The 14,412-nt window shown below is 62.5% G+C and carries 8 protein-coding genes and 1 pseudogene; 7 read left to right on the top strand and 2 right to left on the bottom strand.

Annotated features, from left to right (window positions below):
- The 5 genes and pseudogenes from L6966_RS08645 to hemL all read left to right on the top strand — a co-directional run.
- Nucleotides 1–215 (top strand): annotated as a pseudogene (locus L6966_RS08645) (ferrochelatase); the annotation flags it as partial.
- Nucleotides 216–301: 86 nt separating this feature from the next.
- The gene (gene hemC, locus L6966_RS08640; protein WP_237233221.1) at nucleotides 302–1,318 is read left to right on the top strand and encodes a hydroxymethylbilane synthase; all 1,017 of its coding nucleotides are present in this window, start codon (nucleotides 302–304) and stop codon (nucleotides 1,316–1,318) included.
- A 4-nt stretch (nucleotides 1,319–1,322) separates the two neighbouring features.
- The gene (locus L6966_RS08635; protein ID WP_237233220.1) at nucleotides 1,323–2,138 is read left to right on the top strand and encodes a uroporphyrinogen-III synthase; all 816 of its coding nucleotides are present in this window, start codon (nucleotides 1,323–1,325) and stop codon (nucleotides 2,136–2,138) included.
- 8 nt (nucleotides 2,139–2,146) lie between these two features.
- A complete protein-coding gene (gene hemB / locus L6966_RS08630) occupies nucleotides 2,147–3,181 on the top strand; it encodes a porphobilinogen synthase (protein ID WP_237233219.1) in 1,035 nt (344 codons plus the stop codon).
- 63 nt (nucleotides 3,182–3,244) lie between these two features.
- Complete coding sequence (gene hemL, locus L6966_RS08625) at nucleotides 3,245–4,570, top strand: glutamate-1-semialdehyde 2,1-aminomutase (RefSeq protein WP_237225267.1); 1,326 nt, start codon at nucleotides 3,245–3,247, stop codon at nucleotides 4,568–4,570.
- A 169-nt stretch (nucleotides 4,571–4,739) separates the two neighbouring features.
- Here the strand turns inward: hemL and L6966_RS08620 are convergent, their stop codons facing one another.
- Both L6966_RS08620 and L6966_RS08615 read right to left on the bottom strand, forming a co-directional pair.
- A complete protein-coding gene (locus L6966_RS08620; RefSeq protein ID WP_237233218.1) occupies nucleotides 4,740–6,077 on the bottom strand; it encodes a threonine/serine exporter family protein in 1,338 nt (445 codons plus the stop codon).
- Between the two features lie 136 nt (nucleotides 6,078–6,213).
- On the bottom strand, nucleotides 6,214–6,912 hold the full coding sequence (locus L6966_RS08615) for a 3'-5' exonuclease (RefSeq protein ID WP_083093807.1): 699 nt from the start codon (nucleotides 6,910–6,912) through the stop codon (nucleotides 6,214–6,216).
- A 126-nt stretch (nucleotides 6,913–7,038) separates the two neighbouring features.
- Between L6966_RS08615 and L6966_RS08610 the strand changes: the two genes are divergently transcribed.
- The gene (locus tag L6966_RS08610; protein WP_237233217.1) at nucleotides 7,039–10,554 is read left to right on the top strand and encodes a UrvD/REP family ATP-dependent DNA helicase; all 3,516 of its coding nucleotides are present in this window, start codon (nucleotides 7,039–7,041) and stop codon (nucleotides 10,552–10,554) included.
- A gap of 80 nt (nucleotides 10,555–10,634) precedes the next feature.
- Nucleotides 10,635–14,348, top strand: a complete 3,714-nt coding sequence (locus tag L6966_RS08605; protein WP_237233216.1) for an ATP-dependent DNA helicase — start codon at nucleotides 10,635–10,637, stop codon at nucleotides 14,346–14,348.
- Nucleotides 14,349–14,412 lie beyond the last annotated feature (64 nt).

Genomic DNA, 14,412 nt, shown 5'->3' with positions numbered 1-14,412 from the left:
CCCCCGGCACCCACCCCGCCTACGTTGAGGGCCTGCGCCAGCTTATCGCCGAACGCGTCGCCGCCAGCGCTCCCGCTCCGGACGCCGAGGGCGTCCAGGCCGCCCGCCAGTCAGTTTGCGGTGGGCCGGGCTGGTTCGACGCCTGTGACCCCGACTGCTGTAAGTCACTGCGCCCCGGCTCCGAGAAGCCGGTGATTGCCAACTACAAGGGGTAGCCCGCTCCGCTCCCGAAGCCCCTGAACCCAAGCCCCCTAACCTCGGGACTAATACTCTGACAAAGATTGCACGAAAGGACGCTCAAGTGGCAGCTCGAACATTTTTCGTAGGCACGCGCGGGTCGGCGCTTGCGACCACCCAGACTGCCTGGGCTGCCCAGCGTATGCGAGAGGCAACCGGCATTGAGCTAGAGACCGTCACTGTCAAAACCGAGGGAGATGTGCTCACCGGCCCGCTCTCACAGCTGGGCGGTACCGGCGTCTTTGCCGCCACCCTGCGCTCCCGCCTGCTCGACGGGGGAGTAGATATAGCGGTGCATTCGCTCAAGGATCTCCCCAGTGCCCCCTGCCCGGGGCTGACCGTCGCCGCGACCCCGGAACGGGAGGACCCCAGGGACGCCCTCTGCGCCCGGGATGGGCTGACCCTAGAAACCCTGCCTCAGGGGGCCAGAGTAGGTACCGGCTCGCCGCGTCGCGCTGCCCAGCTGCTGGCCCTGCGCCCCGATGTGACCATCGTTGATATTCGCGGCAACGTGGGAACCCGCCTGGCTCGCGTCCCGGGCAAGGAGCGTTACGGGGTGGGCGCCCACGGCTTGTACGGTGAGAAGAAGCTAGGTGCTCTCACCGGTGACTGCGACGCGGTCGTTTTGGCCGCTGCGGGCCTGCACCGTCTGGGGTTAGAAGAGACCATTACTGAGTATCTCAGTGTTGAGCAGGTTGTCCCTGCCCCGGGTCAGGGGGCTCTGGCGATTGAGATTCGCACGGGCGATACTGCCGAGAGCTCAGAGCTCGGTGCCGCTGTGGCCGCTGTTAATCACACCGAAACCCAGCTGGCGGTTACCGCCGAACGCGCCTTGCTCCGCCGCCTTGAAGCTGGCTGTGCCGCCCCTATTGGGGCCTACGCCTACCTGGTCGCTGGGCAGCTGATACTGACCGTTGCCGTGGCTAGCCCTGACGGAACTGAGCTGCTTCGCCACACTGTTGAAACCGAAACCCTGTCACCTGAGTCAGCTGCCTTTCTCGGTACCCGCGCAGCTGAAGATGTGCTGGGTATGGGGGCCACCGCGCTGGCCGGATTGGGCACTGAGGGCGGGGAGGAGTAGAACCGTGGCGACCTACCTGATAACCCGCTCCCCGGCCAAGGCAGCCGGTTTCACCCGCGAGATGGCCGGGCAGGACGCCACCGCCCGGGTTCTTACCGCCCCGCTACTTGAGGCTGTGGGCACCGAACCGGAGGACTGGGGTGAGGTTGCCTTCGCCTTGATCCGGGGGGAATTCTCCTGGGTTACTTTTACCTCGGTCAACGGGGTGCTGGGCCTCGATGCCTTGGCTCAGGGAATCGGCCAGTCCCTGGGGCAGCTACTGGGCGCTGCCCAACTCGCTGCGGTGGGGCGGGCTACAGAGGCCGCCCTGACCGAGCGCGGGCTGCTGGTAGATTTTGTGCCTGAAACCCAGTCGGCAGCGGGCATGGTTGATGAATGGCTGCTTGATGAAGAGTGGGATAACTCCATGAGCGAGACCGTCCTGGCTGTGCAGGGCACCACCGCCTCACCGGTGCTTGAAGAGGGCCTGACCGACTACGGCTATACAGTAGTCACTCTGCCGGTTTACACGATGGAGCCCTACCCGGCTTCCCACCCCCTGGTTGCAGCTACCGAGGCCGATGCGGATGCCCTCACCCTCGATGCTGCAGTGGCAGCGCTTGCTGGAGCCGACGTCCTGGTCGCTACCTCGCCCCTACTACTGCGCACCCTGGCTGAGGCCGCAGGTACCCGGCTACCTCCCACGGTAGCTATCGGTGCCAGCACAGCGGCCGCTACCCAAAAGCTTGACTCGGCGGTGCGCCCGGCGACAGTCAGTACCCCTACCAGCCCTGCCCCGGCCGACCTGGCTGCCGTAGCCTTTGCTCTGACCCAGACTTAAGGAACATCATGACCGATTCTTCCGCTCTCTTTGCCCCCTCAGCCCTGCCCGTCCGCCCGCGCCGGATGCGCACCACCGCCCCCATCCGGGCGTTGACCGCCGAAACCACCCTGACCCCTGCCAACCTGGTGCAGGTTCTCTTCGTGCGTGACGGCATCGATAAGCCCGTTGCGATCGAGTCCATGCCGGGCCAGTACCAGCACACCCTGGAGACCGTCATAGGTGAGGTACAGAAAGCCGTCAATGCCGGTGTGCGCTGTATCGATCTCTTCGGTGTGCCTCGCGACGAGGATAAGGACGCGACTGGCTCAGCTGCCTGGGCCGAGGGTGGCATTCTCAACCGGGCCATCCGGGCTGTGCGCCAACACTTTGGTGATTCTGTGGTGGTCATGGCCGATACCTGCCTGGATGAATTTACCGACCACGGTCACTGCGGCCCCCTAACCCAGGACGCCTTGGGCAAGACCGTGGTCGATAATGATGCGGCTGTAGAATCCTACTGTCTCATGGCGGTCTCTCAGGCTCGCGCCGGTGCCCACACCGTCAGCCCCTCCGGCATGATGGACGGCCAAATCGGTGCCATGCGTACCGCCCTCGATGAAGCCGGTTTCACCGACGTTTCTATCCTGGCCTACTCCGCCAAATACGCCTCCGCCTTCTTCGGGCCTTTCCGCGACGCGGTCGGCTCTACCTTCACCGGCGACCGCAAAACCTACCAGCAGAACCCCGCTAACCGCCGCGAATCCCTCTACGAAGTACAGCTTGATATAGAGCAGGGGGCAGACATGGTCATGGTCAAACCCGCCACCGCCTATCTGGACATCGTGCGCGAGGTTGCCGATTTCTCGCCCGTGCCCGTGGCCGCCTACCACGTCTCCGGTGAATACGCCATGATTGAGGCGGCAGCCGCCGCTGGCTGGATTGACCGCAAGGCTGTAGCCCTTGAAGCCCTCATGGGTATCCGCCGCGCCGGTGCCTCCATCATCCTGACCTACTACGCCACCGAAGCCGCAGGCTGGTTAAACCAAGGCACGCTAAACTAGCTCACAGACCGCCCAGCCACGCCCGGCGTCCTGGTGCCACCGACCCCACGAAAGGTATACCCCTTGACCGTTTCCCAAGACCTCTTTGCCCGCTCAGTCCGCGTCATTCCCGGCGGTGTGAACTCCCCGGTGCGCGCCTTCAACTCCGTAGGTGGAACCCCCGCTTTCATGGTGGAGGCCTCCGGCCCCTACCTGACCGACGCCGACGGCCACAACTACGTTGACCTGGTCTGCTCCTGGGGGCCTGCCCTGCTGGGCCACAAGCACCCCGGTGTGATTGAGGCCGTCCACGCTGCCGTTGAACACGGTCTTTCTTTCGGTGCTTCTACTGCTGCCGAAACCGAACTGGCTGAACTGGTGGTCGACCGCATCAACGCCGTAGCTCCCGGCACCATTGACCAGATCCGCATGGTCTCTACCGGTACTGAGGCGACTATGACCGCTATCCGTCTGGCCCGCGGCTACACCGGGCGCGACAAGGTCATTAAGTTCGCAGGCTGCTACCATGGCCACGTTGACGCCCTGCTTTCAGAAGCCGGCTCCGGCGTTGCAACCCTTGCCCTGCCCGGTTCGGCGGGCGTCACCGCCGCCACCGCCGCCGAAACTATCGTGCTGCCCTACAATGACGAGGACGCCGTCCGCGCAGCTTTCGCCGCCAACCCCGGCGAGATCGCCGCCATCATCACAGAAGCAGCCCCCTGTAACATGGGCGTGCTGACCCCCGCTGAGGGCTTCAACGCCTTCCTGCGCGAGATTACCCGCGAAGAGGGTGCCCTCATGATTTTTGACGAGGTGCTGACCGGCTTCCGTGTCTCCTCCGCAGGCTACTGGGGCTACTCAGCTCCCGCAGAAGGCAACTGGGCCCCCGATATCTTCACCTTCGGCAAGGTCATTGGCGGCGGTATGCCCATGGCTGCCTTGGGCGGCAAGCGCGAGGTTATGGAGTACCTGGCTCCGACCGGCCCGGTCTACCAGGCAGGTACCCTCTCAGGCAACCCCATCGCTATGGCCGCTGGTCTTGCAACCCTTAAGGCCGCTGACGCCAGCGTCTACGAAACCATTGACGCCCGCTCAGCCCAGCTCCAGGCTGCCCTGGTTGAAGCCTTCAAGGCAGCTGGAGTCAACCACTCAATCCAGACCGCAGGCAACCTCTTCTCCGTTGCCTTCGGCACTGCTGAGATGGGTGTACGCAACTACGAAGACGTCAAGGCGTCAGAAACCTACCGTTACAAGGCCTTCTTCCACTCCATGTTGAAGTCCGGCATCTACTTGCCCCCCAGCGCATTTGAGGCCTGGTTCCTCTCAGCAGCGCACGATGACGCCGCCATGGACCGAATCATCTCAGCACTGCCCGAGGCAGCCCGCGCAGCGGCAGAGGCAACAGCCTAGAGGGGGCCGAATTAAATCAGTACGGAACGTTAGATGGTGAGGTGAAGCAGGCTCGCAGCGAAGCTGCTGGCTCGGCGGCTGGCGTGAATCGCTTGTGAGCGAAGCGAACCAGCGAGAGGGTCGGCAGCGAGCGCGAGCCTGCTTCGCCTACTTCTGAGTGTAAGTTTCCTTATCTCATGTGGCCTTGCGGCAGGGCCGCCAGGTTCTGGGTGTCGCGGTCATAGAGCCAGTTCTTGTCCATGAACAGGCGGGAGAGGGCCAGGCCCATGCCTAAGGCTGCGAAGATGAGCAGGACCTGCACAAGGCTGGCTAGGGCCTCGTTCACGTTGCCGTTGGAGAAGTGGGCCATGGACATATAAAACATGACGCCGGGAACCATGGTGACGGTAGCTGGTACTGCCAGGGAGACACGCGAGACCCGCCGCGCGTGCAGGGGCGCAACCACCTCTGACAAGACCCCGGCGGTAAAAACTGCCAGAGCAATAGCCAGGTGGGGAGCCCAGCCAGCTTCAATCAGCCAGATACGGGCCGGGTTGACCAGGGCCGCAATCAGGCCGGCCCAGATGCAGGAGAGGGGAGTGGCCATAAAGAGCATGGCAAACCCGAAAGCCGCAGTGAATGAGGCGAGCACTTGGAAGGCTACGAGCACCCAGGGGGCTAGCGTAGGTTCTGGGGCCTGCTGGAGCGGAAGACTAAAGAGCAGGGCCAGTAGCCAGACCGAGAAAGAGGCCGACCCGAGGAGTAGCGCCACATAGGTGAGGCGGGGTAGGCCCGATGAAAAATCCATGCGGGCTATCTCTAGCATGCCGGTGACCAGGGGGAAACCTGGGATGAGGTAGAGGATGGAGGAGATGAACCCCACAAGGTGGTTATCTGCAATCAGCCCCGGGGCTATGAGGGTGTTCATGGCCCCCACATAGAGCCCTGTAGAGAGTAGGCCGCAGAGCATCCAGACCATCATGTGGTTGATCCCTCGTTGGGTGAGGGTGGAGCGCAATAGTTGGCCTGCGAAGGCTGCAAGGAGAACGACGCTGCATTCGAGGATGCCGCCCCCGTTGAGAAAGGCGAAGGCGGCGCAGGCCAGCCCTGAGGCTAGCGCCAGCAGCCAGAAGGTATAGAGGGGTTTTTCCCTATCGATGCGGGTGAGGGTGGCTGAGGCCACGGCCGGGTCGATACGTGGAGGCAGAGAAGAGACGAAGTCACCGAGTAGGTCGATTTTAAAGGCTGAAATACCCTTGATACGGGTCTCTGCAATTTCGGTTCGAAAATGGCCGTGTGCGTAGGCGGTGGTGGAAATTTCGGTGAAGTGCACTTGGGCGTGGTGTTCGTCGAGGCCAACGGCCTTGGCAAGGCGCGCCATAGATGCTTTGACGCGGTAGGCGCTGGCCCCAGATTTCATCAGGAGCAGGCCCAGTTTGAGGACGACGGCTGACTGGGTGGTGAGGCGCTGATGCTGGGTGGGGGTTGAGCCGAGGTAGATGCTGTTGGTGGGCGTGGGCTCGTTCACGGTCGTCCTTGAAGTTGAGGTGTATTTGCTTCTTTAAATCTAGTAGCGGAAAGGCAGAAAAGGACGCCGGTGGCGCAGAGGATGGTGTCAACGGCATCGTCTGGCCTGACGGAGCCCTTGTCGGGAGGGAAATGAGCTAGTCGGTGCGCACCGGCCAGGCGCCGCTGACGTCCGCCTGCTTACCAATACGGTTGAAGTACTCCTGCAGTTCAGCAGCCTGCTCAGCCGCCCAGGTAATCTGCTGCTCGTGCAGGGCCGTAGCGGGCTGTTCAATTTCTTCGTACTCAAAGCTCATAGCCGTGAGCAGGCGCTCAGCGGCTAGGGCATCGTCCTTGGAGGTATGAGCGTTCTCTAGCTCCACACTGTACTCGCTGGCCAGCACCTCAAGGGTGCGCTTGCCCTTCTTGAACTTGTGCACGTGCTTATTGATGACGAGCGGATCAAGCACCGGAGAGCAGACCAGCGGAGGGTAGCCGTAGCGGGCCAGCTCAAAATGCAGAACCGAGAAGTCATAGGCAGCGTTAAAGGCGATGACGGGAACGCCGTCGGCAAACAGACCGCCCAGAGCCATCGCAACCTCGTAGGCTACCTGCTGCCCGGGCTTGCCGTGTTGCCGGGCATACTCGGTGGTGATGCCGTGAATAGCTGATGCCTGCTCGGGGATTTCTACCCCTGGGTCAGCCAACCATTCCCCGGCACGGAGCACGTCACCATCCGGTGAAACCAACACCAGAGAAGCTGTGACAATGCGAGCTGTCCTGGGGTCAACACCAGTGGTCTCAAGATCAAAGGTGGCGCGGGGTAGCTCCGTCCAGGGTGCGGTCTGTGAAGTCATACACCGATAGTAGCCTCTCTACGGGCTAGCCGAAAATATTTGCTGGGCGAAACATTCAGACTCTTAGATCAACAGCCACCTATGATGGACTATACGGCACAGAAACCCGAAACCCCAGGAGCAGTCGTGAGCGATAGGTCAGCACCTCAAGTCTCGCCTCCCGCCACCCTGCTTTTGGGTGCGCCCGGCACTGGCAAGACACACACCCTGCTCGAGAAAGCCGCAACCTGGGTCAACTCGGGTGCTGACCCCGCTCGTCTGCTGGTACTCACTCCCTCGCGCGTAAGTGCTACCCGCTTTCGTGAAGCTCTCTCAGCGCAGATTACAGCTGCTGTCTCCACCGCGCCGGTCCGTGCCTGGCAGGCCTATGCCTTTGACCTACTCCGTCGCGCGCAGATTCAGGGCTACCTGACCGGAGTTGATTTTGCGCCCAGGCTACTGAGCGGCCCCGAACAAGACGTCATGCTCAAAGAGCTCCTTGACGGCCACCGGCAGGGGCAGGGGAGTGCGATAGTCTGGCCGGACGACCTGCGCGAAGCCCTCGAGACACGGGGATTTCGGCACGAGATTCGTGACTTCTTCGACCGTATAGCGGAATACGATTTGACCGCTGACCGGGTCTACAGCCTAGGCGAAAGCACCAACCGGCCCGAGTGGAAGGCGCTGTCCCGCCTCTACACCGAATACCGGCAGGTGCGGGCCCTGCGCGCCCCCAACGCCTTTGACCCTGCCTCCCTGATTCACGAGGCCGTTCGGGCACTTCTAAAAAATCCCGCTCTGCTGGCTGAGGAACGCGCCCGTTTTGACCTGGTGCTCATCGATGATGCCCAGGAGCTGACCCCCTCTATTCACAGGCTCCTGGCCGTGCTGGTAGGGCGGTCAACTGAGACAATTCTCTCTGGCAATGAGGGAAGTCTCACAGACGAGAGCGAAACCGACCGGGAGGAGCTTGAGACCGCGCTCAACACTGCACCCGCAGTCACCATCACCTGCTGCACCGATACCGTGGTGCAGGGCTTCCGCGGCGCCACCCCACAGCTCGTCTCGACCCTCCCCGATGTTTTCGCTGGGGCCCTCACGACCGAGCACCTGCGTACCTCCTGGCGCATGGTGCACCAGCTTGCGCAGCGGTGGGCAGAAGTGGCTCGCCGCCTGCCGCTGATGCCCAGAGCTGCGCACATCCGTCAGCTAGAGCCAGCGCCTCAAAACCCACAGGAGCAGGCCCTTCTCCCGCTGGGAGATGACGGCGCCCTGCTTAATCCCGAGAAGGCCCAGGATGCCCGAGCCCAGGTTTTGGGGCTGGTGGTAGAGACACCCCAGCAGGAGAATCAGTTACTGGCCCAGATGATCCTCGAAGATTACCTCTATCGGGGTAGGGCATACCGGCGGAGTGCGGTGATTGTGCGTAACGGGTCAGATGTCACCCGACTCAAACGAGCGCTGACCAACCTGGGCCTACCGGTACAAACAGCAGCCTCTATCACCCCCATCCGTGACGAACCGGCCGTCCGCCCCTTCCTTGATGCCCTGGGGCTCATTGTGCACACCCGATTAGTTCGAGCTCAACAGGTGAGGTTGCAGGAGCAAGAATCTGCGCCTGCTGAGACAGAGCCGGGTGCAGAGACAGCTCCCCCGTCACCCTTCGTAGAAAAAGCAGGCGCTGCCTGGGGCCTGGGTGTTGAAACCGCAATTGCCCTGCTCACCTCGCGTTTAGGGGGCGCTTCCTCTATAGAAATTCGCCGCCTGCGCCAGCGGTTGCGCGCTGAAGAGCTACGGTCAGGGGGTACCCGAGATAGCGATGCCCTGCTCGTTGAGGCGCTCATGAACCCCCACCTGCTACCCGGTAGCGGGGCTGGCCAGGCCGCCACAAGACTAGCCGCTGTGCTAGCGGCTGGGGAGCGGGCTCTCGATGAGCCCGGAGCAACCGCTGAGACCGTTCTCTGGGCGCTCTGGGACGCGTCCGGCCTAGCCCCCCTCTGGGAGGCTCAGGCTCGGGCAGGCGGCACCGGGGCTGACCGGGCAGGCAGAGACATTGACGCTATGATTGGGCTCTTTGAGGCCGCCGCCCGCTACACAGACCAGATGCCGGGAGCTACAGCTGAACAGTTCCTCACCTACATCGACGCCCAAGATTTACCCATGGACACCCTGGCCGAGCGCACCAGTTACCGTGATGCCATCGAAATTATGACTCCTGCTCTCGCAGCGGGCAGGGAGTGGGATACCGTCTACGTCGCGGGGCTACAAGATGGTAGCTGGCCCAACACCACCGTCCGCGGTTCCCTGCTCGGTACTCTTGACCTGGTTGATATCGTTACCGGGCGAGTAGCCCAGGGCGGGCCCTCACCCCACAACGAGAACCGGGGGAGCACTCTCCTTGACCGTCTGCGCTCCAACCGCTTCGATGAATTCCGCATGTTCTCAACAGCTGTTTCGCGTGCCCGGGAACGGGTCGTATGCACGGCGGTGTCTTCTGTTGATGCGGCCCCCAGTGAGCTCCTCGACATCTATGCCCCCGCCCCGGGTGGTGAACGCGCCCTGACCGAGGTCCGTAGACCTATGACCCTGCGTTCTCTGGTCGCAGAGCTCCGGCAGGCGGCAGAAGCTCAGCACCTATCACCGGCACGGGCAGATGCCGCGGCCCGGTTGTTGAAACGGCTTTCAGATACCCGCCAGACCTCCGGTTTTGAGCTACCGGGAGCCCACCCCCGCTCCTGGTGGGGCTTGCTACCGCCTTCCTCCGATACACCTGCTTTTGCAGGAGGCGGGCCCGTGCCCGTCTCACCCTCCCAGATTGAGAAAATCCACCGCTCACCCCTGGACTGGTTTGTTTCTGCCTCACAGGCCGAAGCGGCCACTGACGCCTCCCGCTCGCTGGGAACGCTGATCCATTCCATCTGTGAGGCCATGCCCGAGGCAGACGGCATCACGCTCCGAGATGAGCTACGCCGCCGCTTGCCCGAGCTGGGGCTGCCCGAGAGCTGGGAGTCCCAAAAAATCATCGAGCGGGCAGAGCGGATGATTCAGAAATTCGCTGACTATGTACGTGACCTTAAAGACAAGGGGCGTTCGCTGGTCGGGGTTGAGGGTTCCTTTAGCGTGCTGGTGCCCGGCCCGGCCCGTGACGCCCTGCTCTCGGGCCGAGTAGACCGCATTGAAGTTGACCAGCTGGGCCGTTTCGTCATTATTGATCTCAAGACCGGTAAACAGAAGCCCACCCGCGCGGAGTTAGAGCACCACCCCCAGCTTGCGGCCTATCAGGTGGCGCTTGAAGCCGGTGCCGGTCAGATGATGCAAGAGCAACTCATCAAAGGTGAGGCAGATGACTCAGCCGCCGCCCGTCCTCGTCCTACCGGGGGCGACCTACCTGTGTTGGGCGGCCTCCAGGAACTTTCGGGCGGTGCTCTCTTACTCCAAATCGGGGGCGAGACCGCCAGGTACGGTGAGCAGGAGCAAAAGCCACTCACGCCTGAGAGTACCTGGGCAGTTGAGCTCATTCAACGGGCCGCTGAACTCATCGCGGGCAAGGAGTTACAGGCGCGCCATACCTCCGAGGGGCCCTTTGGTGTGGGTTGTGCCCTCCCCGATATCTGCCCGCTCTGCTCGCGAGGCCGTGCTATCACCGTTCGGCCCCCGCAGTAGGCCCGCCACGAATCCCCCAGCCTACCCATCGCTGCCTCTGAGCTGGGCAGCTGACCACGACGCAGATCACCGAAAAGACCATGACTTCAGATACCAACACTCCAGGTAACAGCGGCCCAAGAACCACCGGCCCGGGCCCTGATAGCTCCGGTCGGCCTTGGCTGACACCCGAGCAGATTGCTCAGGCCCTGGGGCGGCCAGCGCCGACGCCGGAGCAAGCTGCCATCATTGCATCGCCCCTCGTGCCCCGTCTTGTTGTTGCTGGCGCTGGCTCCGGTAAAACTGCCACCATGGTTGACCGTGTGGTCTGGTTGGTAGCTAACGGGCTGGTGCGCGCAGACCAGGTGCTCGGCGTGACCTTTACCCGTAAGGCTGCCGGTGAGCTACGGGAACGTATGCGCTCCCGGCTCGAAGAACTCCGACGGCAGGGACTTGTGCGTGAAGTGCCCGGTCAGGCAGGCGAAGAGGTGGCCGGTGACCCCACCATCTTGACCTATCACTCCTATGCCAACACCCTGGTCGCTCAGTACGGTCTACGCCTGGGGATTGAAGATGACTCCCACATGCTAGGTGGCGCTCAAACCTGGCAGCTGGTCGCCCAAGTCGTCGAGCACTACGAAGGCAAGCTCCCCGAGAAGGAGGTGGCCAAAGCAACCATTGTTGACTCTGTGATTAATCTTGCCTCAGAATGCTCTGAACACCTCGTGGACCCCGACCAGGTCATCGAGTGGTGCCGCAGGGCGCTGGCCACGGTTGAACACCTTGGCCGCCCCACGGTCAGAGGGGCAACGGATGAGCAGAGGAAACTGGTGCAGGGTTTGCAGCTCCGTATTTTCTATGCTGAACTGGTCAAAAGGTATCTCACCGTCAAACGTCGTATGCAGGTGATAGACTACGGTGACCTGCTCGCACATGCGGCCCGGATCGCCAGGCGGGTTCCCCAGGCAACAGCTACCGAACGGCAGCGATTCAAAGTTGTTCTGCTCGATGAATTCCAAGATACCTCCCATGCCCAGATGCAACTCTTCTCTGACCTCTTCGGAGCTACTCACGGGCGAGAGCCGCACCCCGTGATGGCTGTGGGCGACCCCAAACAGTCCATCTACGGCTTTCGGGGGGCCTCTGACGGCCAGCTCTTTAGCTTCTACGACTATTTCCCCGCCGAGGATCCCACCGCCAGCTACCTAACCGTGGCCTGGCGTAATGACGCTTCAATTCTGGCTACAGCCAACCGGGTTGCCGCACCCCTGGCCGTAGCCCCCACCTGGGTCAGCGTCCCTCAACGTATCGGCGTGCCAGACCTCGTGCCCCGGCCTCAAGCTACCGAGGGGCAGGTTCTTGCAGGTGAGTATCTGACCGATCAGGATGAGGCCAGAGCCATTGCTCGGCTCATCGCAGACCAGCGCGCCCCTTTGGCTCAGCGGCCATTAGCCGAGATGCCAACCATGGCTGTGCTTTGCAAGAAGCGTGCTATGATGGGGCCCCTGCAAGAAGCCTTTGATGAGCTGGGCGTCCCCTACCAGGTAGTTGGCCTGGGAGGTCTGCTCGATACCCCCGAAATTGTTGATGTCGTGGCGGTCTTGCGGGTGCTGAGCGACCCCGGCCGCTCGGATGCCCTCATGCGCCTTCTGTCAGGCGCCCGCTGGCGCCTTGGGGTTTCGGACCTGCTGGCCTTCGGCGAGTGGGCCAGCGAGCTCAAACGCAGGCGCGAGCTCGAAATCAGATTCGGCATGACAACCGACGCTGCCGCCCTGCGCGCTGAGCAGGAGATGCTGGATGCGATGCAGGAGGCAGAACGCGGAACAACCCAGGCCGATAAGCGGCAGGCCCCTCAGCCGCAAACCGTCCGCGATTTCACCAGCCTACTTGAGGCAGCTGCCCCAGATGTCACAGACGGCTCCTCGCTGATTGAAGCGCTCGAAAACCTGCCTCAGCCCGGATGGGCTTCAACCCGCACCGGGCGCACTATCACTGACGAAGGGCTAGCCCGCCTCCGCTCGGTTGCCGGCGAACTAGCCCATCTGAGGCAGTTCACCACTGACCATCTCACCACGCTACTGACCGAAATTGAGCGTACCCTGCTCCTCGACATTGAACTTGCGGCCCGCCCGGGCGCTCGCTCTACCACAGCCCGCCGGCATCTAGATGCCTTCTACGATGTGGCTGCGGCCTATGAGTCCTCTGCCCCGCGGGTGACGGCCCTGCTCCAGGCCGCAGCCTCGGGTCTTGACCCTGAGGCAGGTGAAGAGGCCGTACAGTTCTCGCTGAGCGCTACCGGTGCATCCGCCAGCGGCATCACCGGGTTCCTAGCCTGGGTCGATGCGGCTGCCGCCCAAGAGGCTGGCCTTGAAATGGCAGCTGAGGCCCCTCGGCACGACGCTGTTCAGCTACTGACCGTTCACGCCTCAAAAGGGCTGGAATGGGATCACGTCTATATCCCGGGGCTCGCAGCGGGTGAGTTCCCCGACCGTAAGGACGAACGCTGGACCAAGAGGGGCGACACCCTGCCCTGGCCTCTGCGCGGGGACTTTACCCATCTGCCGGGCTGGCGTCAGGATTTCGAGAACCTCAGCGATTTTGGTGACTTCATGAGCCAGCTCGCCGAGGAAGCCGTTGAACACCGCACCTATGAAGAACGGCGCCTAGCCTACGTGGGATTTACCCGTGCCCGGAGCCTGCTGGTGCTTACCACTTCTGCGTGGAAGGGAACCGGCACCAAACCGCGTGCCGCCTCACCCTTCCTCAGCGAACTCTACGAGACTGACTGCCCCCTTGCTCAGCGCATCTCAACTCTGCCCGAAGAGCAGGTAGGGGAGAGCAACCCCCAGTCAGCGGCTATCACGGTAGCCTCCTGGCCCTATGATCCCTTCAACGGACCAGCCGCTACCACCTGGGAGTCCCTCGAAGAGCTGGAAGCAGCCGGAGCCTCCGCCGGCCAACAGGCGCACGGAACAGCAGTCGGCCGCCACACCGGCTTGACCCCTCGCCAGGTTGTGGAGCGCGCCGCACAGAACGTCCTGCGCGGTGGGCTGAACCCTCGGGCACTTGAAGGCGCGGATTCTCTGCCCGAACTCTCAGACAGAGAGCTCTCTGACCAGGCAAGAATCATTGAGAACTGGCAAGAAGAGACCGAGCTCCTTCTGAGTCTGCTAGCTGCCCCATCTGAACAGCAGGCCTTCCAGCTACCGGGGCACCTGTCAGCGTCCCTGCTCGTCAACCTCGTCGCTGACCCTCAACAGGTGGTAGACCGTCTCCGCCGCCCCATGCCAGCCCGCCCCGGCATCGCCGCCCGCCAGGGCACCATCTTCCACGCCTGGGTAGAGGAACACTTCGGAATGAGCGGCATGCTTGATATCGATGAGGACTTTGACGATGACGCCAGCGACGAAGAACTCAACCTGCCCGCCCTCCGCGAAAACTTCTTATCCAGTGAGTGGGCAGACCGCCAGCCCTGGGCCCTGGAGTACCCCATCGAAAGCCCGGTGGGCGGAGTAACTGTGCGCGGCCGCATCGACGCTATTTTCACGCGGACAGACGGTGAAGATAAGATCGTCTGGCAGCTCGTTGACTGGAAAACAGGCCGGCCCCCCCGGACTAAGAAGGAGCTCAAGAACCGGTCGGTGCAGCTCTCCTTCTACCGCTTGGGTTTTGCCCAGCTCATGGGAGTAACCACAGAAAACGTTGAGGCCTTTTTCTTTTACGCATCAACCGGGCAGACCGTTGAGGTCACCCATTTCTCAACACGAGAGGAGCTAGCCCGTGCCCTAGCCAAAGCCGAAAAACTGAATCGGTGAAAAGTTTTCACTGGTGGGTACCAGCGGGCAGGGCCGCAGCACACACGAAGAGGGGAGCTAGATT

The sequence above is a fragment of the Rothia nasisuis genome, from assembly GCF_928381405.1.
GTDB lineage: Bacteria > Actinomycetota > Actinomycetes > Actinomycetales > Micrococcaceae > Rothia > Rothia nasisuis.
The sequence above is the reverse complement of the archived record's forward strand: the minus strand, read 5'-3'. Positions and strand labels throughout refer to the sequence as shown.